The sequence below is a fragment of the Mesorhizobium sp. M0239 genome (genome assembly GCF_040321815.1).
Lineage (GTDB): Bacteria > Pseudomonadota > Alphaproteobacteria > Rhizobiales > Rhizobiaceae > Mesorhizobium.
The window spans coordinates 174360-196240 of the sequence record NZ_JAMYSG010000013.1; the positions used below are offsets into that span (position 1 = coordinate 174360).

Annotated in this window: 17 protein-coding genes; 10 read left to right on the forward strand and 7 right to left on the reverse strand. The window is 64.2% G+C overall.

Features of this window, described 5'->3' with window-relative positions; translation table 11 throughout:
• Positions 1–5: 5 nt before the first annotated feature.
• From NKI99_RS16095 to NKI99_RS16105, 3 genes are all read right to left on the reverse strand, one after another.
• Positions 6–3440 carry a helicase-related protein gene (locus NKI99_RS16095; protein WP_128305520.1) on the reverse strand — a complete coding sequence of 1145 codons (3435 nt, stop codon included), beginning with the start codon at positions 3438–3440 and terminating at the stop codon, positions 6–8.
• A 718-nt stretch (positions 3441–4158) separates the two neighbouring features.
• Entirely contained in the window at positions 4159–4884 is a 726-nt protein-coding gene (gene phbB, locus NKI99_RS16100; RefSeq protein ID WP_023814310.1) for an acetoacetyl-CoA reductase, read from the reverse strand.
• 93 nt (positions 4885–4977) lie between these two features.
• Positions 4978–6156 carry an acetyl-CoA C-acetyltransferase gene (locus NKI99_RS16105; RefSeq protein WP_128305521.1) on the reverse strand — a complete coding sequence of 393 codons (1179 nt, stop codon included), beginning with the start codon at positions 6154–6156 and terminating at the stop codon, positions 4978–4980.
• 301 nt (positions 6157–6457) lie between these two features.
• On the opposite strand from NKI99_RS16105, the gene phaR reads away from it, so the two are divergent.
• On the forward strand, positions 6458–7069 hold the full coding sequence (gene phaR, locus NKI99_RS16110) for a polyhydroxyalkanoate synthesis repressor PhaR (protein WP_128305522.1): 612 nt from the start codon (positions 6458–6460) through the stop codon (positions 7067–7069).
• Between the two features lie 21 nt (positions 7070–7090).
• Here the strand turns inward: phaR and NKI99_RS16115 are convergent, their stop codons facing one another.
• A complete protein-coding gene (locus NKI99_RS16115) occupies positions 7091–8230 on the reverse strand; it encodes a citrate/2-methylcitrate synthase (RefSeq protein ID WP_352611413.1) in 1140 nt (379 codons plus the stop codon).
• A 92-nt stretch (positions 8231–8322) separates the two neighbouring features.
• On the opposite strand from NKI99_RS16115, the gene NKI99_RS16120 reads away from it, so the two are divergent.
• The 3 genes from NKI99_RS16120 (at position 8323) to NKI99_RS16130 (ending at position 11560) form a co-directional block, all read left to right on the forward strand.
• Positions 8323–9411: a citrate synthase/methylcitrate synthase gene (locus tag NKI99_RS16120; RefSeq protein WP_352611414.1), complete on the forward strand. Its 1089-nt coding sequence runs from the start codon at positions 8323–8325 to the stop codon at positions 9409–9411.
• Positions 9412–9564: 153 nt separating this feature from the next.
• A complete protein-coding gene (locus NKI99_RS16125) occupies positions 9565–10380 on the forward strand; it encodes a 3-hydroxybutyrate dehydrogenase (protein ID WP_031213135.1) in 816 nt (271 codons plus the stop codon).
• Between the two features lie 46 nt (positions 10381–10426).
• Entirely contained in the window at positions 10427–11560 is a 1134-nt protein-coding gene (locus NKI99_RS16130) for a patatin-like phospholipase family protein (protein ID WP_031213140.1), read from the forward strand.
• A gap of 23 nt (positions 11561–11583) precedes the next feature.
• On the opposite strand, the gene NKI99_RS16135 is transcribed toward NKI99_RS16130, so the two are convergent.
• Positions 11584–12183, reverse strand: coding sequence for a TetR/AcrR family transcriptional regulator (locus NKI99_RS16135; protein ID WP_023810908.1), 600 nt, complete (start codon positions 12181–12183; stop codon positions 11584–11586).
• A 122-nt stretch (positions 12184–12305) separates the two neighbouring features.
• Between NKI99_RS16135 and NKI99_RS16140 the strand changes: the two genes are divergently transcribed.
• The 6 genes from NKI99_RS16140 to NKI99_RS16165 all read left to right on the forward strand — a co-directional run bounded on the left by NKI99_RS16140 (position 12306) and on the right by NKI99_RS16165 (position 20492).
• The gene (locus NKI99_RS16140) at positions 12306–12767 is read left to right on the forward strand and encodes a (2Fe-2S)-binding protein (protein WP_013529191.1); all 462 of its coding nucleotides are present in this window, start codon (positions 12306–12308) and stop codon (positions 12765–12767) included.
• A 2-nt stretch (positions 12768–12769) separates the two neighbouring features.
• On the forward strand, positions 12770–15043 hold the full coding sequence (locus NKI99_RS16145; protein WP_352611415.1) for a xanthine dehydrogenase family protein molybdopterin-binding subunit: 2274 nt from the start codon (positions 12770–12772) through the stop codon (positions 15041–15043).
• The gene (locus NKI99_RS16150; RefSeq protein WP_128305530.1) at positions 15040–15648 is read left to right on the forward strand and encodes a hypothetical protein; all 609 of its coding nucleotides are present in this window, start codon (positions 15040–15042) and stop codon (positions 15646–15648) included. The genes NKI99_RS16145 and NKI99_RS16150 overlap by 4 nt, the downstream gene beginning before the upstream one ends.
• A gap of 154 nt (positions 15649–15802) precedes the next feature.
• Positions 15803–16975 (forward strand): efflux RND transporter periplasmic adaptor subunit, encoded by a 1173-nt coding sequence (locus tag NKI99_RS16155; protein ID WP_031213157.1) that lies wholly within the window; start codon positions 15803–15805, stop codon positions 16973–16975.
• Positions 16976–17061: 86 nt separating this feature from the next.
• Entirely contained in the window at positions 17062–20241 is a 3180-nt protein-coding gene (locus tag NKI99_RS16160) for an efflux RND transporter permease subunit (RefSeq protein ID WP_352611416.1), read from the forward strand.
• A 92-nt stretch (positions 20242–20333) separates the two neighbouring features.
• Positions 20334–20492, forward strand: coding sequence for a DUF3309 family protein (locus NKI99_RS16165; RefSeq protein ID WP_023810914.1), 159 nt, complete (start codon positions 20334–20336; stop codon positions 20490–20492).
• 63 nt (positions 20493–20555) lie between these two features.
• Here NKI99_RS16165 and NKI99_RS16170 read toward each other — a convergent pair whose 3' ends face one another.
• Positions 20556–21515, reverse strand: coding sequence for an SDR family oxidoreductase (locus tag NKI99_RS16170; protein ID WP_352611417.1), 960 nt, complete (start codon positions 21513–21515; stop codon positions 20556–20558).
• 76 nt (positions 21516–21591) lie between these two features.
• The gene (locus NKI99_RS16175; RefSeq protein WP_352611418.1) at positions 21592–21801 is read right to left on the reverse strand and encodes a DUF680 domain-containing protein; all 210 of its coding nucleotides are present in this window, start codon (positions 21799–21801) and stop codon (positions 21592–21594) included.
• Positions 21802–21881: the final 80 nt, after the last annotated feature.

Genomic DNA, 21881 nt, shown 5'->3' on the forward strand with positions numbered 1-21881 from the left:
GGGTTCTACTTCTTCAACTGGTCGCGCAATGCGGCGAGCTTGGCGAAGGGCGAATCCGGGTCGAAGCGCACCGGGCGCTCCTCGCGCGGCTTGGGCTGGAAGGCCGGCTTGCCGCCTTGCGGACCACCTTTGGCATCCGGCCTGCCACCCTTCCAGTCGGGACGGCCCTCACGGCGGTCGGGACGCTCGCCTTGCGGCCTGCCGTCACGCCGCTGTTCGCCTTCGGCCTGCGGCTTGGGTTTGAATTTCGAGCGGTCGAAGCGCGGCTTGCCGGCTCCATCGCGCCGGCCTTCATGGGCAGGCCGTTCTCCGGGTGCAGCTACGGCCGGTGCGCCGGCGGTATCCACGGGTGCATCGCTTCGACCGCGCGCTTGTCCGTTGCGTGGGCGATTGTTCCTTCGGTTGTCGTCGCGGTTGCGCGGACGCTGTTCGAACCGGCCCTGACGCCACAACAGGATGGGTTTTGGCGCTTCGGCTTCCGGAGCGGGTTCGCCAGCGGCTGCTTCAGTCACCGCCACAGGTTCGTCCGGCGCGGCGTCCGTTGCCGGCGCGGCATTTGACACCAACTCGGCCGTTGCGGCTTCTTCTGCCGCTGCAACTTCGATCTCGGCAGTCTCAGTCTCTGCCTGCGGTTCAATCGGCGCCGGTTCGGCGACGTCGGGCGCAGCCTCGGCTACAGGCGCTTCGTCTTGCACGGTTTCGACAGGAGCGTCCGCCTGTTCTTCCACGGCAGGCGCAGCAGGTTCAGCCGCGGCGTCGGGGGTGATTTCGGCGGGAATTTCGGCCGCGGTTTCCGAAACGGCCACTGCGTCCGATGCCGGCTCCGACCCTTCGATTGCTGCCTCTGCTGCGGCATCCGTTGCCGCGGCTTCCGCCGCTTCGGCCTGCTCGGCTCGTGCAGCTTCTTCCGTCGCAAGCTTCGCCACCGCCGCTTCGCGCGCGGCATTGTCCTGTGCTTCGAGCCGCGCCTTGACCTCGACGGCCGGCTTCGGCTCGGCACGATAGCCGAGACCCTTGAGGATTTCTTCCATGTCGTCGGCGGTGGCGCCGAGGATCGACATCATCGGCGGCGTCACCATGAAGGACTGGCCGTCATAGGCGCCGTCCGGGCGCTGACCGAGGCCGGGCTTCCAGTTGGTCGCCGGACGGATCAGATCCGCCAGCCGTTCCAGTATGTCGATGCGCACGGCGCGACGGCCGAGATTGCGGTAGCCGGCAAGCTTGTAGAACGTCTTGTCGAAAGCAGGGTCGATCACCACCGAGGTGCGACCCGAGGCGAGCGCATGGACCACGTCGCCAAAGCCCGGCTTGTCCTTGCCGTCGTTCTTCAGCGCCCACAGCAATGTCACCAGCCCGGCAGGCGCCGGCTTGATCAGCGCCGGCACGAAGACATGGTAGGCGCCGAAGCGCACGCCAAGCCGGCGAAGGGCGGCGCGGCCTTCCTGGTCGAGCGACTTCATCTCCTCGGCGATGTCGCGGCGGTTGATGAGGCCGAAATTCTCGACCAGCTGGAAGGCGATGCCGCGGCCGATGCCAGAAATCTGGTCGGCGTTCCTGAGGTCGACCAGCGGCTTCAGCAGCGACTCGATCTGGAAATTGACGAATCGCTCTGCACGCGCGGCGACCTTGTCGCGCGCCGGGCCGGTCAGCTGTTCGTCGGCCAGCAGCACCAGGCGCGGCTTCAGCGCGTCTTCGCCTGATACCAGCGTGCCGATCGGCGCGCCGATCCAGCGCAGCGTACCATCCGAGCCAAGCGCGATGTCGCCATTGGCCGAGGCGCCGAAGCGTTCGGCGCGCGCTTCGAACTCGGCGGCCAGCGCCTTCTGGGCGGCGGTGCGCACCGCCTTGGCGTCTTCGCCGCCGGCGGTCTGGTCGGCGGTGAAGCGGAACCCTTGCAACTCGCCGACATGGTGGCCTTCGACAAGGACGGTTCCGGTAGGACTAATTTCGGCTTCGGGCATGGTATTTTCTCTAAGGCGCCGCATGAGGACGGAAGTCCTGCGGTCTACGAAGCGTTTCGTCAACCGCTCATGCAGCGCATCCGACAATCTGTCTTCGATTTCGCGCGTCTTTTCCTGCCAGTGTGCCTGATCGGCCAGCCAGCCGGGCCGGTTCGACACGAATGTCCAGGTGCGGATCTGGGCAATGCGATGCGACAGCGTGTCGATATCGCCCTCGGTGGTATCGGCGCGGCGCACCTGCTCGGCCATGTAATTCTCGTCGACATGGCCGTAGCGTGCGAGGTCCGTGTAAATGGAAGCGATGAGGTCGGCATGCTGCGCCGGCGCGATCCTGCGGTAGTCGGGCAGCGCGCAGGCTTCCCACAGCAGCGCCACGCGCTTGGCATTGGTGGTGAGTGCGCGAATGTCCTCGTCGCGCGATAGATGCTCGAGCGCCTGTGCATCGACGGCAGGCAATGCCCGCGTCAGTCCCTCGACGGGGGCGTTGGTCTCGATCGAGCGCTTCAGCGCGTCGAGGCTGGCAAAGTCGAAATGCGCGGTGCGCCACTGCAGCACCTTCACCGGATCGAAATCGTGGCCTTCGATCTTCTTGATCAGCTCTTCGTCCAGCGGGTCGACCTGGCCGGTGACACCGAACGTACCGTCACGCAGATGCCGGCCGGCGCGGCCGGCGATCTGGCCGAGCTCGGCCGCGGTCAGGTTGCGATACTGGAAGCCGTCGAACTTGCGGTTCTGGGCGAAGGCGACGTGGTCGAGATCGAGGTTGAGACCCATGCCGATGGCATCGGTGGCGATGAGATAATCGACATCGCCGGACTGGAACAGCGCCACCTGGGCGTTGCGGGTGCGCGGCGAGAGCGCGCCGAGCACAACGGCGGCACCGCCCTGCTGGCGGCGGATCAGCTCGGCGATGGCGTAGACCTCGTCGGCCGAGAAGGCGACGATCGCCGTGCGCCGCGGCAGGCGGGTCAGCTTCTTGGAGCCGGCATAGGCAAGATGCGACAGCCTCGGCCGCGTCACCACCGAGACACCCCTCAGCAGGCGCTGCAGAATGCCATGCATGGTGGCTGCACCGAGCAGCAGCGTTTCCTGGCGGCCGCGCAGATGCAGGATGCGGTCGGTGAAGATGTGGCCACGCTCGAGGTCGCCGGCGAGCTGCACTTCGTCGATGGCGACGAAGGCGGCGTCGGTCTCGCGCGGCATGGCCTCGACAGTGCAGACCGAATATCTGGCGCCCGGCGGCTGGATCTTTTCCTCGCCGGTGATCAGCGCCACTTTGTGGGCGCCGACCTTTTCGCAGACACGGGCGTAGACCTCGCGCGCCAGCAGCCTGAGCGGCAGGCCGATGATACCACTCTCATGCGCCACCATGCGCTCGATTGCGAGATGGGTCTTGCCGGTGTTGGTCGGCCCGAGCACGGCGGTCACGTCGCGGCCCGACAGGATCAGCGGCTCGGTGTGTTTGGGCTGGATGTTCATCAACCTAGAATAAGGCTTCTGGGACCTGGAAATAAGGCTTCTTGGCCTCTGGTTGTCGGGAGCGTGCCTCAAATGGCGCGTATGACAGGCGACACATAGGGATTTCGGGCGCGAAGCGAAAGCGGAATGTTCCGTCGGCGGCGAGAAGGTGGTTTTGTCAAGCTTTCAATCGGCTGCGGATTAACGGATAGAACGAGTCTGGAACGAATCGGCGACGAATCAGTGACTCCTGCAGATTCAGCTTTTGTTCACGGCTACATGTGGATTTCGCGACCGCGAGTCGCACCACATGCTGAATCGCTGAACTGGCCCGTTTGATGCTAAGAGGGCGTTGCCGTTAACCTTTGCCTGGAAACAATCAGTGGCTTGGCGCGCCTCGACCAACATTATGAAATTGTTGATCTTTCTTAACCTGCGTTAAGCAGTTGGGCAGGCGATTCCGGCTGTCGTCGTTAACGTTCAGCTCATAGCCGGAACGAATCGGCGACGAATCGGCGATGGCGTAATTTTCCCGATTTGTTCACCTCAATATCTTGTGTTGTGAACAGTTTATCCACCGAGAATCCACAGGTTGCCAGGGAGCTTTTGCACAGGGCTGCTGCCGGCTGTTAACCTTCGCGTGCCGAATTGGGTCAGCTACGGTCGCGAGCACGTCAAAGGGACCGTGCCGGAAACGGGCCGGTGTGCCGGCCCGTCGATCTCCTACATCGCCACGTCGTCAGGCGAAGTATTGGCCACCGTTGGCCGTGATGGTCGAGCCGGTGATGAAGCCGGCATCTTCGGATGCGAGGAAGACTACGCAGCGCGCGATCTCTTCCGGTTCGCCGAGGCGACCGACGGGGATTTGCGGGATGATGCGGTCGTTGAGCACCCTCTCGTCGATCGCCTTGACCATCTCGGTGGCGATGTAGCCAGGGCAGATGACGTTGACGGTGATGCCCGCGCGGGCTCCCTCTTGAGCGAGGGCTTTGCTGAAACCGATGTCGCCAGCCTTCGCGGCGGAATAGTTGACCTGGCCGGCCTGGCCTTTCTGGCCGTTGATCGACGAGATGGTGATGACGCGGCCGAACTTGCGGTCGCGCATGCCGCTCCACAGCGGATGCGTCATGTTGAAGACGCCGGACAGGTTGGTGTCGATGACCTCTTTCCACTGCTCGCGCGTGATCTTGTGGAACATGGCGTCGCGGGTGATGCCGGCATTGTTGACCAGCACCGAGACCGGGCCGAGATCGGCCTCGACCTGCTTGATGCCGGCCGCGCAGGAATCATAGTCGGCGACCGACCATTTGTAGACCGGAATGCCGGTCTCGGCCTTGAATTTCGCCGCTGCGGCGTCATTGCCGGCGTAGTTCGCGGCAACCGAATAGCCGACGGTCTTCAATGCGATCGAGATCGCCGCCCCGATGCCGCGCGATCCGCCTGTGACGATTGCTACCTTGGTCATGCATTTCCCCTTTTTTTGATACCGCCCTGTTGTCGGGCTTGGCAGGCACTGGATACAGAACGGGCGGCTCGCGCCGCCCGGTTAGTGAGTTCTTCAGAGTGCTTCGATACACATGGCGACGCCCATGCCGCCGCCGATGCACAGGGTAGCGAGACCCTTCTTGGCGCCGCGCCGGCGCATCTCGAAGACCAGCGTGTTGAAGACACGGGCGCCGGAAGCACCGATCGGGTGGCCGATGGCGATGGCGCCGCCATTGACGTTGACGATCGAGGGGTCCCAGCCCATGTCCTTGTTGACGGCGCAGGCCTGCGCGGCAAAGGCCTCGTTGGCCTCGACCAGGTCGAGATCGCCGACCGACCAGCCGGCCTTTTCCAAGGCCTTGCGCGATGCTGGGATCGGGCCGGTGCCCATGATCTGCGGATCGACGCCGGCGGTTGCCCAGGACACGATGCGTGCCAGCGGGGTGATGCCGCGCCTCACCGCTTCCGCCTCGCTCATCAGCAGCGCGCCGGCGGCACCGTCATTGATGCCGGAGGCGTTGGCGGCGGTCACCGTGCCGTCCTTGTCAAAGGCCGGCTTCAGCTTGGTCATGGCGTCGAGCGTGGCGCCATGGCGGATGTATTCGTCCTGGTCGACAATGGTGTCGCCCTTCTTGCCCTTGAGTGTGACGGCGACGATCTCGTCCTTGAACTTGCCGGCCTTTTGCGCGGCCTCGGCCTTGTTCTGCGAAGCCAGCGCAAACTGATCCTGGTCTTCGCGGGTGATCTGGAACTGACGTGCCACGTTTTCGGCGGTGTTGCCCATGTGATAACCGTTGAAGGCATCCCACAGCCCGTCCTTGATCATGGTGTCGATCAACTTGAAGTCGCCCATCTTGACGCCGGCGCGCAGGTGCTGGGCATGGGTCGAAAGCGACATCGATTCCTGGCCGCCGGCGACGATGACCTTGGCATCGCCGGTGGCGATCTGCTGCATGCCGAGCGCAATGGCACGCAGGCCCGAGCCGCAAACCTGATTGAGGCCCCAGGCTGTGGTTTCCTTGGGCAAGCCAGCATTGATCGATGCCTGGCGGGCCGGGTTCTGGCCTTGCGCGGCGGTCAGCACCTGGCCGAGGATGACCTCGTCGACCTCGCCTGGTTCGACACCGGCACGTGACAGCAATTCCCTGATGACAACGGCACCGAGCTCATGCGCCGGGGTGGCGGCAAAGGCGCCGTTGAAGGAGCCGACCGGCGTGCGCGCCGCGCTGGCAATGACGATGGAAGCGGACATTTTCTTCTCCAGACTTCAAGGGTGTCGTTCTGTCGTTAGGGACTTTTCTTGCCCTTTCCCAACCCCAAGTCAAACCGGAAATAGGCAGGGCGCCCATGCGCCGCAAGCAGGTCGTGCCTTGCCATGGCGGCCATTCGTCCATTGCTGCGCAGCATATTTTGCCTGCTATGCAGCATTTAGTGATCCCGCACTGCACAAACTGCTTGGAATTGTGAAGCTTTTGCGCATATCCTCAAAAAAAAGGCACAATCGTTATCGGCGGCTTGCTCAGAGGCGCGCCGGTGTCCCCGGGAGGATGTAGATGGCCGCTAAAGACGATCCGATCATCATCAAGAAATACGCCAATCGCCGCCTCTACAACACCGGCACCAGCACCTATGTGACGCTCGAGGACCTCGCCGAGATGGTCAAGAAGGGCGAGGAGTTCACCGTCCAGGACGCCAAGACCGGCGACGACATCACGCATCCGGTGCTGACCCAGATCATCTTCGAACTGGAGAACAAGGACGGGCAAAACATGCTGCCGATCCCGTTCCTGCGCCAGCTCATCGCTTATTACGGCGACCAGATGCAGATGATCGTGCCGAGCTTCCTCGAACAGTCGATGCTCGCCTTTTCCAAGGAGCAGGAGCGCTTTCGCGAGCAGATGAAGGGGGCGATCGGCAAGTCGCCGCTCGACATGATGAAGATCACTACGCCGATCAAGGCGCTGGAGGAACAGACACGCCGCAACATGGAAATGTTCCAGAATGCGATGCGGCTGTTCACGCCGTTCCCGCCCGCTGGCTCTACGCCGGCGGCTGCGCCAACGCCCGAGCCGGCCAGGAAGGAAACGGCTGACAAGCCCGACGACCTTCAGGAGCTGAAGGACCAGATCGCGGCCATGCAGCGCAAACTCGACACGATGTCGTGAGCGCCTGGCGCTCTCGCGATCTTACGGCAGTATTCCCTCGTAGCGGCCGCGCGGCCGGATAAGGCCTCCGCCTGTTATCTGTTCGACCGTGTGCGCTGCCCAGCCGACGCTGCGTGCGAGCGCAAACAGGCGGAACGGCGTATCGCGCGGCAAGCCAAGACTGCGCGTCAGCGCGGCCAGCCCAAAGTCGATGTTGGGAAGCGCGCCGGTCGCCGCAAAGGCAGCGTCGCGCAGCGACGATAGTGTGCCGTCAACCTCGATCACCGACAGAAGCGCTGCCCCTCGGGGGTCGCCGTCGGGATAGAGCTGATGACCGAACCCCGGCAGCGGCCGGTCATGGCTGAGCCAGCGCCGAATCGCCGCATCGGCGCCATGCCGCGCAGCATCCTCGGCCAGTTGCATCACCGCCTCGCCGGCGCCGCCATGGCGAGGGCCTGACAGCGTCGCGAGCCCCGCCAGCAGGCAAGCGGCCAGCGGCGCGCCGGTGGAGGCTGCGACGCGCGCGGCGAAGGTCGATGCATTCAGCTCATGATCGGCAAGCAGGACAAGCGCGCGGCGGATCGCATCTGCGCCGCCGGCATCCACCGACCAGTCCTGCGCAAGCCGCTGATGGACCGGATCCGGCCCCGCCGGTGCGCCCAGCGCGGCGGCCAGCACGCCGACCGTGTGCGCGGCGTCGGCATGCAGCGAGGCGGCGCTGCGCCCAAGCGATGGGCGCCCCTGGCCGGCAAGCACGGCAAGTCGCGCAAAGGCCGCAGCCCGGCCAGCTTGATGGGGTGCGTCCGGCAATGGTGCTTCGAAAGCCACCGGTTCCGGCAGAGCCCAGAGAACGGCGGCGGCTTCTTCCAGTGTGGCGTGCCCGGAGAGCACCGCGGCGTCCTGCCCGCGATAGATGAGCCGACCGTGCGAGACGGTCGAGATCGCCGTTGCGATCGAGGGCTCGCCCCAGGCAATGGCGCTTTCAGCGATGGCTGATGGGCTCCGTCCGCGCGCCCTCCGCGTTGCCAGCGCTTCTATATCGTCGGCACGATACTGGCTGCGGCGCGGATCGGCGCGGTCGGGCCGCATGCCGATGCGCCCACGGCTGACATAGGCGTACAGCGTCTGCGCCCGCACCTTGAGCCTCTCCAGCGCTTCTTCTCTGGACAACCACTCCGACATATCGAACCCAAATATTGATTCTATTGATCAAGATTGATGGAAACGTTGCCCATCTCTATCTCCGATCTGGAAATGCTTCAAGGAGACAGGCTATGGCGAATGGGCTCGATGACGTGGTGGCGGCGGAAACCGTGCTTTCCGATGTGGATGGTCTTGGCGGCCGGCTGACGATCCGAGGTCATTCGCTGCCCGAGCTGGCCGGCCGCTGGGACTATGCTCAGGTGATGCGCCTGCTGCTCGACGGCTTCTTCGACGACCTTCCCGCCGACGCGAAGCTGACGGGTGAGCTGGGCCAGGCACGTGCTGAGGTGTTCGAACGGCTTTTACCCTCGTTGCCCCGGCTGGCGTCGCTCGATGTCTACAGCGCCATGCGCGCCGGCATGGCGCTGCTGCCGGACGGCGACACATCGACGAACGCCTTGCTGCTCATCGCAGCGCCCGCCGTGCTGACGCCGGCCCTGCTGCGCCTGCAGCGCGGCGAGGAGCCGATCGCGCCGGACAGCCGGGCCGATCATGCCGCCGACATGTTGAGGATGCTGAACGGCAGCGTCGCCTCGCCGGCGCTGGCGAAGGCGCTCGACACCTATCTGGTGACCGTCTGCGACCACGGCCTCAACGCATCGACCTTTGCGACGCGCGTGGTGGCCTCGACGCAGGCCGGCCTGACATCCTCCGTGCTGGCCGGGCTCGGCGCACTCAAGGGGCCGCTGCATGGCGGGGCGCCCGGTCCGGTGATCGAGATGCTGGATGCGATCCAGGCGCATGGCGATGCCGCCGGCTGGCTTCGCGACGAGATCGCGCACGGCAGGCGCATCATGGGCTTCGGCCACCGCATCTACCGCGTGCGCGATCCGCGCGCCGATGTGCTGAAGTCCGTCGTGCGGCAACTCGGCGGCGAGGGCGAAACCGGCCGCCGGCTGGCATTCGCGGAGACAGTGGAACAGGTAGCGCTCGACGTGCTGCGGATCGCCAAGCCGTCGCGCTCGCTGCAGACCAATGTCGAGTTCTACACCGCGCTGCTGCTGGAGGCGGCGGGCTTTCCGCCACAAGCTTTCAGCAATGTCTTTGCCACCGGGCGCGTCGCCGGCTGGATCGCGCATGCGCGCGAGCAGCAGACGATCGGGCGGCTGATCCGCCCGCAGTCGCGCTATGTCGGGCCTGTGCCGGAGCTGGCTGCCTGAGGCTTATCGGCGCCTGGCGAGCGACCGGCGATCCAAACGATATCCTCCTGGTGAGCGGCCGTGTGGCCGCTTATGACGAAAATTTCATCTCGCCCACAAATCTGGCCGCTGTTATTGCGTCGTATTGAGCATATATGCTGCACTGCAACATAGATGCATTCTTGCCGTAACCAGAGGATTCCGCCCTTGGCCGCCAGAAAAACCGCAGTCATCACCGGCTCCACATCGGGCATTGGCCTGGCCATCGCCCAGGCGCTGGCGGCCGAAGGCCGCAACGTCGTCGTCAACTCTTTCTCCGACACGACCGCCGACCACGCCATGGCCGACGCGATTGCCAAACAGTATGGAGTGAAGACCGCCTACATCAAGGCCGATATGTCGAAACCGGCGGAATGCCGGGCGCTTGTCGCCAAGGCGGCCGAAACATTCGGTTCGGTCGATATCCTGGTCAACAATGCCGGCATCCAGCATGTCGCGCCGGTGGAAGAGTTCCCGATCGAGAAATGGGACGCCATCATCGCCATCAACCTGTCGTCGGCATTCCACACCATTGCAGCCGCCATTCCGCTGATGAAAAATGCCGGCGGCGGGCGGATCGTCAACATCGCCTCGGCACACGGCCTGGTCGCGTCGCCGTTCAAGTCGGCCTATGTCTCGGCCAAGCACGGCATCATGGGATTGACGAAGACCGTCGCGCTCGAACTGGCGCGCGAAAAAATCACCTGCAATGCCATCTGCCCGGGCTATGTGCTGACGCCGCTGGTCGAGGCGCAGATCCCCGATCAGATGAAAGCCCATCAGATGGACCGCGAGACCGTCATCCGTGAGGTCATGCTGGACAAGCAGCCGACCAAGGAATTCGTCACGGTAGAGCAGATCGCGGCAGCGGCGGTGTTCCTGTGCTCGGACGCGGCAGCGCAGATCAACGGCACGCATCTCTCGGTAGATGGCGGCTGGACCGCCGCGTGAGGCGCGAAATCTTCTCATCTACCCAAAACGCACCAAGGACGACGCCATGACCAAAAACGGCAAGGCGGAGGAGACGAAGAAGACGATCAACATCGCGCTTCAGGGCGGCGGCTCGCACGGGGCCTTTTCCTGGGGTGTGCTCGACCGCCTGCTGGAGGACGGACGGCTGGAGATATCAGCAGTGTCCGGCACCAGCGCCGGCGCCATGAACGCGGTGGCGCTGGCCGACGGATATGTGCGCGGCGGTGTCGAGGGAGCGCGGCAAAAACTTGAGGATTTCTGGCGCGCGGTGGCGGCCAAGGGCCGGTTCAGCCCAGTGCAGCGCATGCCGTGGGATGTCGCCTGGGGCAACTGGTCGATCGAGAATACGCCTGGCTATGTCTTCTTCGACACCATGTCGCGGGTGTTCTCGCCCTACGTCGCCAATCCGCTCGGCCTTAACCCGCTGCGCGACGTGGTGGAGCAGGAGATCGATTTCGACAATGTCCGCGCCTGCAAGTCGATGGAACTGTTCATCTCGGCGACCAATGTCGAGACCGGACAGTTGCGCGTTTTTTCCGACGGCGAGATCGACCTCGACGTGGTGATGGCTTCGGCCTGTCTGCCGCAATTGTTCCGCGCCGTCGAGATCAAGGGCGTGCCCTACTGGGACGGCGGCTATGGCGGCAACCCGGCGCTCTATCCGTTCTTCAAGACCGCGGCGACCGAGGATGTGCTCCTGGTGCAGATCAATCCGGTGGTGCGGGAGGGAACGCCAAGGAGCGCCAACGAGATCCAGAACCGCATCGACGAGATCACCTTCAACGCCGGGCTGCTGCGAGAATTCCGCTCGATCGCCTTCGTCAAGGAACTGATCGCCGCCGGCCGTCTGCCGCATGGCGAATATCGCGACATCCGCATGCACCGCATCGATGCCGACGAGGCGTTCAAGGACCTGTCGGCGTCATCAAAGGTCAATGCCGAATGGGCGTTCCTGACGTATCTCAGAGACCTCGGCCGCACAGCCGCCAGCGACTGGCTGGAAGAGAATTACGACGCCGTCGGCAAGCGACCGACGCTCGATCTCTCCGGCGAACTCGATGACGGCTTCAAGCCGGTGCGCGGTCCGGCACCCGGCCGGCGGGTCAAGGAATTCCTCGCTGTGCGCAAAAATCCGGAGGTGGTTCGCCGTCGGGCCTGAACTGAAACCCGATACAGCTGGTTTCATCGAGCTTTCAAGGCGAGGTCGATCACCCTGATCAGGGCAGCGGCCGCCTGCCGCTGTCCCTCCGGATCTCTGATCCGCGCCTTCATGCCTTCCAGCCCGTCGAGCAGCATGTCGGTGAGCAGTTGCGCCGACAGGCCCCTGGCCGCCAGGTCGACGCCGTTCCTGGCTGCCTCCCCCTGGATCGCGGCGGCAATATGTTCGCCAAGCCCGCCGCGCCAGCAGCCGACCAGATCGCCAAGGCTCGATTTCATATCCAGCAATTCGGCGCCGTGCGGCGAGGCAACGACCGCGCCCATCATCGAGATGAATGCCTCATCGATGGCCCGCATCATGCGCTCGGTGAAAGGGCCATCGCCGGATAGGGCAATCTTTGCCGCCTCGACCGAGCGCGACAGGATCATCATGGCGATGGCGCGGAAAATGTCGGTCTTGTTCTTGAACAAGAGATAGAGCGCCGGGCGCGACATGTCTGCGGCGCGGGCGATGTCGTCCATGGTGGTGCGGGTGAAGCCATAGGCCAAAAACACCTTCATCGCGCCATCCAGGATACGGACGCGTTTGGGATCTGTGGCGGCGATGTCTTCGATCTGGTTCATGGAGCAATTCTATCCTGCAAAATCCTATTTGACAAAATGACGAAATTTGTCAATCTGTATTGGGCCAAACGGCCGAGGGGACGCTTCGCCCTTGGCAGTGGACGACAACAAAGGGTATCCCCATGCGCCTTACCGTCGACGGTCAGTCTTTCGATATCGATGCCGATCCTGACATGCCGCTGCTGTGGGCGTTGCGCGATCTCATTGGCAAGACCGGGCCGAAATTCGGCTGCGGCATCGCCGCCTGCGGCGCCTGCACGGTGCATGTGGACGGTCAGCCGGTGCGTTCCTGCTCACTCCCGGTTGGGCAGGTCAGTGGAGCTGTCACGACCATCGAAGGCATCGGCACAGCAGGCGGACTGCATCCGGTGCAGCAGGCATGGCTGGAGGAACAGGTCGCGCAATGCGGCTACTGCCAGGCCGGCCAGATCATGAGCGCGGTGGCGCTGCTCGACGAGGTCGCCGACCCGAGCGATGCCGACATCGACAACGCCATGGGTGGCAATCTCTGCCGCTGCGGCACCTATCCGAAGATACGCTCGGCCATCAAGAAGGCCGCGGCGCTCAAGACGGCGGGGCTCTGACCATGGCCAGTGTCGGAAAGATCGCCCGCCGCACGTTTCTGATCGGCGCTGCCGCCGTCGCGGGCGGCGTTGCCGTCGGCTACTACTATTATCGCAAGCCTTTTCCGAACCCGCTCGAGGCCGAGCTCGGCAAGGGCGAGGCGACCTTCAACCCCTATGTGAAGATCGGCGCCGACAACACCATCACCATCGTCGCGCCGCGGGCCGAGATGGGGCAAGGCATTTCGACGACGCTCGCCGTCATGGTCGCCGAAGAACTCAATGTGAGCCTCGACCGGGTCAAGGTCGAGCACGGCCCCGCCTCCCATGCCTATTACAACGCCGCGATCCTCGAAGAGGGCGGTCCGTTCGCCTTCTTCGACGAGAGCATGACCGCGCAGGCGGTGCGCTCGGGTCTCGGTGTGGTCGGCAAGTTCCTTGCCCTGCAGGGCACCGGTGGTTCGGCTTCGACACGCGACGGTTTTGACAAGATGCGGCAAGCGGGTGCAGTCGCCCGGCAGATGCTGATCGCGGCTGCGGCGCAAAAACTCGGTGTCGCCGCCGCCGATCTGGAAACGGCCGACGGTTCGATCCTGCACAAAGCGTCCGGCAAGTCGCTGACCTATGGCGCGGTCGCCGCGGCCGCCGCCGCGATGGCGCCGCCGGCCGAAGTCAGGCTCAAGGACCGGGCCGACTGGAAACTGCTGGGAAAGCCGCAAAAGCGCATCGACATGCTGGCCAAGGTGACCGGGGCGCCGATCTTCGGCATCGATGTCAGGCTGCCGGACATGGTCTACGGCACGGTCAAGATGAGCCCGCGCTTCTGGTCGGCGCCGATCAAGGCGGACCTCTCGAAAGCCGAGAAAATGCCCGGTGTGATCAAGATCGTGCCGCTGGAGACGAATTACGGCCATGGCTTCGGCATCATCGCCGACAACACATGGGCGGCATTCAAGGCGGCCGAGGCGATCGATGCCCAGTGGTCCGATCCCGAATACCCGCTCAGCAGCGCCGCTATTTCAGATGTCCTGAAGCAGGCGCTCGGCACCAAGGGGTCGGTGATGCGCGACAATGGCGACGTCGACACCGCCTTTGCCGACGCGCCGCGTGAAAGGATCGTCGAGGCCGACTATGCGGTGCCCTATCTGGCGCATGCGACGATGGAGCCGATGAACGCCACGGCGCAGCTCAGGGACGGCGCGCTCGACATCTGGTGCGGCAACCAGGCGCCGACCCTGGTGCGGCAGCTTTGCGCCAACGCGGTCGGCATCGAGCAGGACAAGATCACTGTGCACACCACCTTCATGGGCGGCGGTTTCGGCCGGCGCGTCGAGGTTGACTACGCGCTGTGCGCCGCGCTGATGGCGAAGGAGACGGGCGGGCGCCCGATCAAGGTGACCTGGACGCGTGAAGAAGACATGCGCCACGACGCCTACCGGCCGGCCGCTATCGGCAAGTTCCAGGCGCGGCTCGGCGACGATGGCATGCCGGTCGCCGTCGACATGAGGATGGCCTCGCCATCGGTGATTGCCGGCATGCTGCGCCGGCTGTTTCCTTCGATATCGCCGCTCGGTCCCGACAAGAGCATCGTCGACGGTGCCTATGACCAGCCCTACACCATTCCGAACTACCGGGTCAGCGGTATCGCGGCGCCGGTCTCCATCCCTGTCGGCTCCTGGCGCTCGGTCGGCAGTTCGGTCAACGGCTTCTTCCATGAGGGTTTCATGGACGAGATCGCCATTGCCGGAAAAATCGATCCGGTCGAGATGCGCAAGAGACTGATGGCCGCTTATCCCTCGGCGGTGAAGGTGGTGGAGAAAGTCGCCGCGATGGCGAAATGGGGCGAGGCGCTGCCCGCCGGCAAGGCCAGGGGTATCGCCTTCACGCTGTCCTTCGGCAGTTGGGTCGGCGAGATCGTCCAGGTGGCGGACACGCCGGCCGGCATCCGCATCGAGAAGGTGTGGATCGCCGCCGATGTCGGCACCGCGCTCGATCCCGGCATCATCGAGGCGCAGCTGATTTCGGCCGCCATCTACGGACTCTCCGCAGCTATGGGTCAGGAAATCGCCTTCGCCGACGGGATGGTCGAACAGTCGAACTTCCACGATTTCGACGCCATGCGGATCTTCCAGTGCCCGGTCTTCGAAGTCGCCATCCTGGAAAACTTCCACAAGATGGGCGGCGTCGGCGAGGTCGGCACACCGCCGGCGGCTCCGGCGCTCGCCAACGCCATCTTCGCGCTCACCGGAAAGCGCGTCCGCACGCTGCCGCTGTCGAAAACGGTGGCCTTCGCATGAAGAAGCTCCTCATCATGCTGACGCCTGCTGCCATGCTCGTGCTCGCAGCGCCGTTTGCGATCGCGCAAGAGAGCCAGATGCCGGCGCCGGCGACCGTCGACGCGGCGAAAGGCCTGTCCGAATGGGACAAGGTCTATGCGGTGTTCTCGCATCCGCGCTGCGCCGACTGTCATGTCGCGGACGAGCGGCCGCGCTGGTCGGGTGCGCATTACGGCGGTACGCGCGTTCACGCCTTCAATGTCCAGCGGGGTGCTGACGGGTCGGGCTTCGGCAATCCGGGCCTGCGCTGCACGACTTGCCATTTCGCCAGCAATTCCAAGGCATTGCACGGTCCGCCCGGGGCCGAGAACTGGCATCTGGCGCCAGCCGAGATGGCCTGGTTCGGCAAATCCTCGGCCGAAATCTGCGCCCAGATCAAGGATCCCCTGCGCAACGGCAACCGTAGCTTGAAGGATATCGCGCTGCATGTTCGCGACGACAGATTGGTCGCCTGGGGCTGGGCGCCAGGATCGGGTCGTGAACCAGCCCCGGGCTCCGCCGAAGCAACCTATCAAGCGATCGAAAACTGGGCAGCGGCCGGCGCATCTTGTCCGCCGGCGCAATGATCTTGCAACTTTCAGACTATATTGCGGTGCAACTTTGATGTAGAAGCGCGCTTCGCCGATCACGGCAAATTGAACACGGCTCGGCGCGCACCCATATCGGCGACGCGCCCGCGTTATGAGGACGCTGGCCGAACCCGCAGTGGAAAAAACGACGATGAGAATCAGGTTTCACAAGCTTGCAGCCGTTGTTGTGCTCATTGGTTTCGCGGCGTGGATGGCGACAGGCGAGTTTTCGTCGGTCGGCAGCGTAGCCGCCAACAAAGCCAAAGCAGCCGAAGCCGAACAGGCCAAGGCGCCGGACGCGAGCAAGCCGAAGACGGCGGAAGCCGAGCCGAAGGCACCGCTGCGCACGGTCGCGGTGGTGACACCGCCTCGCAAGACCTATGCACGCGCCATCCGCATTTCCGGGCTGACCGAAGCCGACAAGCGGGCGGTGCTGGCGACGCGCGTCGCCGGTGTCATCGACAAGCTACCTGTCAAGCAAGGCGATCACGTCAAGACGGGGGATCTGGTGCTGATGCTTGCGGCGGAAGAAAAGATCTCGATGGTCGACAACGCCAAGCAGTTGGTGGTGCAGCGCCAGGCCGAGCTGGACGCAGCCTTGCGGCTGATGAAGACCGGCAATCTGCCGAAGCTGCAGCTCGACACCGCGCGCTCGAACCTGACCTCGGCGCAGTCGCTGCTGGAAACGGCACAGGCCGAACTCGACCGCAACGAGGTGAAGGCGCCTTTCGACGGCGTTATCGACCGGGTGCCGGTGGAACTTGGCAGTTCCGTCATGCAAGGCGGCGAGGTGGCAACCATCCTCAAGCTCGATCCGGTGATTGCCCGTGGCGAAGTCAGCGAGCGCGATCTCGGCTATCTCAAGCTCGGCGACAAGGCCACCATACGGCTGGTCAGCGGCCAGACGGTCGAAGGCACCGTGCGCTACATCAGCCGCGACGCCTCGTCGGCGACCCGCACCTTCCGCGTCGAGGTTGCCGTCCCCAATGCCGACGGCTCCGTGCCGGCCGGCATGACGGCGGAAATCGCGCTCAACGCACAGCCGACCGACGCGGTGCTGCTGCCGCGCTCGGTTGTGACGCTCGGCGACAAGGGCGACCTCGGCATCCGTGCCGTCGGCAAGGACAACAAGGTGGCGTTCTTCCCGATCGACCTCGTTGACGACACGCCGACCGGCCTCGTCCTCGGCGGCATACCGGCCGACGCCCGCATCATCGTCGCCGGCCAGGAACTGGTGAAGGAAGGCGATCTGGTCAATCCGGTCGAGGCCGACCAGGCGATCATCAAGAAGCTGCTCGGCGAGGCGACGACCGGCACCCAGTAGCGTAGCACAAGTCGCGACGGACTAGCCCTGGGCGGGGACAATCGGCTGCGACGCAGCTCGTGGAAATTCAAGAACAGGCGTTAGCCATGGATATCGTCAGACTCGCAATCAACAATGCCCGCCTGACCATTTCGGTCCTCGTCTTCCTTCTGCTGGCGGGCTGGGTCGCCTATCAGGCGACGCCAAAGGAAGCGGAGCCCGACGTTCCGATTCCGATGATGTATGTCAGCCTGATCTATCAGGGCATTTCGCCCGAGGATTCGGAGCGGCTTCTGCTGCGGCCGATGGAAAGCAAGCTGAAAAGCCTGAAGGGCCTCAAGGAGATGCGTTCGGCCGCCTTCCAGGGCGGCGGCTACGTGCTGGTCGAATTCCAGCCGCAGACCAATCTGGCCACCGCGCTGCAGGACACGCGCAGCAAGGTGCAGGACGCCAAGGCCGACCTGCCGCAGGCGGCGGAAGAACCCGTCGTTACCGAAGTCAACATTTCCGAATTTCCCGTGCTCGTCGTCACGCTCTCGGGAAATCTGCCCGAACGCGTGCTGACCGCCGCCGCGCGCGAACTACGCGACCGTATCGAGGAGGTTCCCGGTGTTCTCGAAGGCTCGCTGCAGGGTGCGCGCGACGATCTCGTCGAGGTCGTCATCGATCCGATGAAGCTGTCTTCCTATGGATTGCAGCTCGATCAGTTGATCGGTGCGGTCGGCAACTCCAACAGCCTGGTCGCCGCCGGCAACATCGAAGGCTCGGAGGGCAAATACGCCGTCAAGGTGCCGTCGCTGATCGAAACGCCGGAGGACGTCGCCGCACTGCCGGTGGTCGCCGGCCCCAATGCCGTGGTGCAGGCCAAGGACATCGCGACGATCCGCTCGACCTTCAAGGATGCCGAAACGGTGACCCGCCTCAACGGCAAGCCGGCCATCGCCATCGAAGTCAAGAAGCGCATCGGCTCCAACCTGATCGACACCATCGCCAAGGTGCGGACGGTGTCCGACGAGTTCGTCAAGTCGATGCCCGAGGGCATGAACGTCACCTACACGCAGGACAAGTCGGTCTTCGTCAACCAGCTGCTCGGCGATCTGCAGAACCATGTGATGATCGCCGTCATCCTGGTGTTCATCGTCATCCTCTACGCGCTGTCCGGCCGCGCCTCGCTGCTCATCGGGCTTGCGATTCCGTCGTCCTTCCTGATCGGCATCCTGCTGCTGGCGATGATGGGCTACACGATCAACATGATCGTGCTGTTCAGCCTGATCCTGGCCGTCGGCATGCTGGTCGACGACGCCATCATCGTCACCGAGTTCGCCGAACGGCGGATGAGCGAAGGCATGCCGAAGGAGGAAGCCTTCGCGCTCGCAGCCAAGCGCATGGCCGGTCCGGTCATCGCCGCGACGATGACGCGCATCGCCGCCTTCTCACCGCTGCTGTTCTGGCCGGGCATCATCGGCGACTTCATGAAGTACATGCCGATCACGCTGATCGTCACGCTATCGGCCTCGATGCTCTATGCGCTTGTCTTCGCGCCGACGCTGGGTGCGATCTTCGCCAAGGCGCCGCCGCATCATGAGGATGACAATCGCGACGGCTGGTACATGGCGATCGTCAAGCAGGCGGTGCGCTTCCCCATCACCGTGCTGGTGCTGACCGTCGCGCTCTTGTTCGGCGTCGGCTTTGCCTATTCGAAATACGGCGCCGGCGTCGAGTTCTTCCCGAATGTCGAACCGGATTACGGCCTGCTCTACGTGCATGCGCGCGGCAATCTTTCGCTGGCCGAAATGGATACCGCGACCAAGATCGCGGAAGACAGGCTGCTCGGCTGGCCGGGCGTGAAGTCGGTCTACACCCGCGTCGGCAAGACGCAAGGCGGCGGCCAGGATATCCCCGAAGACGTCGTCGGCGTCATCCAGTACGAATTCATCGACTGGCGCGAGCGCAAGGCGGCGAACCACATCCTGAACGATCTGCGCGGCGTCATGGCCGGCATTCCCGGCGTCGATGTCGAGGTGCGCGTGCCGGAAGCCGGTCCGCCGACCGGCAAGCCGATCCAGATCAGGCTTTCGGCCGTCGACCCCAAGGGGCTCGACGACAAGGCCCGTGAGGTTGCGGCGCGCATCGGCAAGGTGCCCGGCGTCATTGATATTTCCGACGGCCTGCCGCCGCCCGGTGTCGACTGGGCGCTCGAGGTCGACCGTGCCAAGGCGGCGCAGTACGGCATCAGCCCAACCTCGGTCGGGACGGTGGTGCAACTGGTGACCAACGGGCTGAAGCTCTCGGAATACCGGCCTGCCGGAGCCGACGACGCGGTCGACATAAGGCTGCGGCTGCCCGAAGACCGGCGCACGCTGTCGACGCTCGACGAACTCAGGGTGCAGACCTCACAAGGCTCGGTGCCGATCTCGAACTTCGTCGTGCGCAAGCCCGAGCCGACGGTCGGCATCCTCAACCGCATCGACGGCGCGCGTACGGTGGTCGTCCAGGCCAACGTCGCCGCCGGCGCTCAGGTCGCGGCTGTGCAGGAGCAGGTCACCAAAGCCGTCTCCGACATGGATCTCGGCAGCGGCATCCGCTGGAAGCTGGCCGGCTCGAACGAGGACAGCGCCGAAGCCAGCGCCTTTCTTAGCAAGGCCTTCGGGGCGGCGATCTTCCTGATCTTCCTGGTGCTCTTGGCGCAGTTCAACAAGTTCACCAGCGTCTGGCTGGTGCTGTCCTGCGTGGTCATGGCGACGATCGGCGTGTTCCTCGGCCTGCTGATAACAGGCGAGACGTTCGGCATCGTCATGTCGGGCATCGGCGTCATCGCTCTGGCCGGCGTGGTGGTGAACAACAACATCGTGCTGATCGACACCTATGACCGGCTGCGTGAAGAAGGCTGGGACAAGGTCGAGGCGGTGCTGCAGACTTGCCGCGAGCGCGCCCGTCCGGTGGTGCTGACGGCTGTTTCGGCCATTCTCGGCGTGCTGCCGATCGCCTTCGGCCTCGGGTTGGAAATCTTCCATCACGAGACGACGATCAACGCGCCGTCGACGCAATGGTGGATTTCGCTGTCCTCGGCGATCGTCTTCGGCCTGTCCTTCGCCACCGTGCTGACGCTGGTGGTGACGCCGTCGATGCTGAGCGTGTTCACCCGCGCCAAGGTCAAGCCGGGCGCACGGCGCGGTTGGTTCAGCCGGCTGTTCCGGCGTGGCAAGGGCGAGATTTCCTCGACCGATGCGCAGGGGCAGGATACCGGAGCCGAGCCGGATATCGCCTTTCCGAAAGCCGCCGAATAGACCAATGCCGATTTGACCGCAAAAGGCCGCCCGGAACAACCGGGCGGCCTTTTGCATTGTTCTTGGGCGAAACGTCGAATTGCGGGGTTCTCATGCCGATCACCACCATCGTCATCATCGTCCTGGTCCTTATCCTCATCGGCGCGGTGCCGGCCTGGCCACATTCGCGCTCCTGGGGCTATGGGCCCTCGGGTATTGTCGGCGTGGTGCTGGTGGTGCTTATGGTGCTGCTGTTGATGGGACGGCTCTGAGGCGCCCTCTCAGTCCGCGGAGATTGTCAATGTGCGGAGGAGCATCGCCCGCCATCGCGGACGTCAGGCAGCTTTCGCAACGCCGGTCACGGTGGCAATGCCGATATCCCCGAGAGCTTCAGTGACGGCCTGATCCAGCGGCGTGTGCGGGATCGCGCCGATGATGCCTTCCAGCCTTGCCGACGCCAGTTGGTGCGGTTCGAAGCGCAGATAGGACATCGACACGATCTCACGCCACATCGCCACGAACGGGCTACCGGCGCGCAGCACCCACCAGGCCATCGAGGTCATCTTGAGCGGACGCCCAAGCGCCTTCTCCGCGGCTGCCTTGATCTCCAGGTCGGTGACGGGATGGCCGGGGAAGTTGAAGGCTTCATAAGCGCCGAGCTTGTCCAGGTTCTGCGCCAGTCCGACGAAAGCCCTGGCCAGATCCGGTAGGTAGGCCCATTCATGTACGAGGTCGACCGGGCCGGGCGCCGTATAGATACCCTTGTTGATCTTGGCAGCGACGACCAAGTCGAACCACGAGCCGCTGCCGGTGCCGCCGAAGAAGTCGCCGGCCCGCAAAATGATGGTGCGGACGCGGCGTGCTTCGGCCTCGCGGTGAAACAGGTCCTCCATGGCGACGCGGATGCGCCCCTTGTCGGTCGTCGGGCGGAACGGCGTGTCTTCCGTGATCACCTCCGGCATCGGCGATCCGTAATTGTATACGGTCCCGGGAAAGAGATGCAGTGCGTTGTTGGCATGGCAAGCGGCCATGACATTCTCGGCGATCGGCAGGCACTTGACCCATTCGGTGTAGATCGGGTTGAGGCCGTTGAAGATGATGTCGACACCTTCCGTGGCGCGGATCAGCGCTTCCCGGTCGAGCGCGTCACCGGCAACGGCCGTAGCGCCTTCAAGTTCAGTTGGCAGTTTGCCGTTGCGGGTGACGGCGCGGACCTCGTAGCCCGCGTCGATGAAGGCCTTGGCGACCACGCGGCCGAGCCGGCCATTGGCACCGAGAATTGCGATACTGGTCATTGGAAGCACTCCTGGGTTGGGATTTGCGTGGCCGGTCTGGACGCGCGATCGGGATCAGCGACAAGCGCGATCGAGATCAGCGGCTGCCGAAGAGGTCGCGGTTGCTGCCTTGCGTGACCGGCTGCCGGACGGCCGCATCCGGGTTGTGGATCGAAGCGGTGGTCGTGTTGTCGGTGCTGGTGACAGCCGGCTGGCTGGCGTCGTTCGACCCAAACTTGTCGCTGCCGGCAAAAGCGGCGCTGACGGAAATGAGGATGGCGGCGGTGGTGAGAGCGATCTTGGTCATCTGAGTTCTCCTGGTTGGTGTTTGCAGTCCGTGTTGGTGTCTGCAGCCGGAATATGGTCGCTCCGAACGCGAATGGAAAT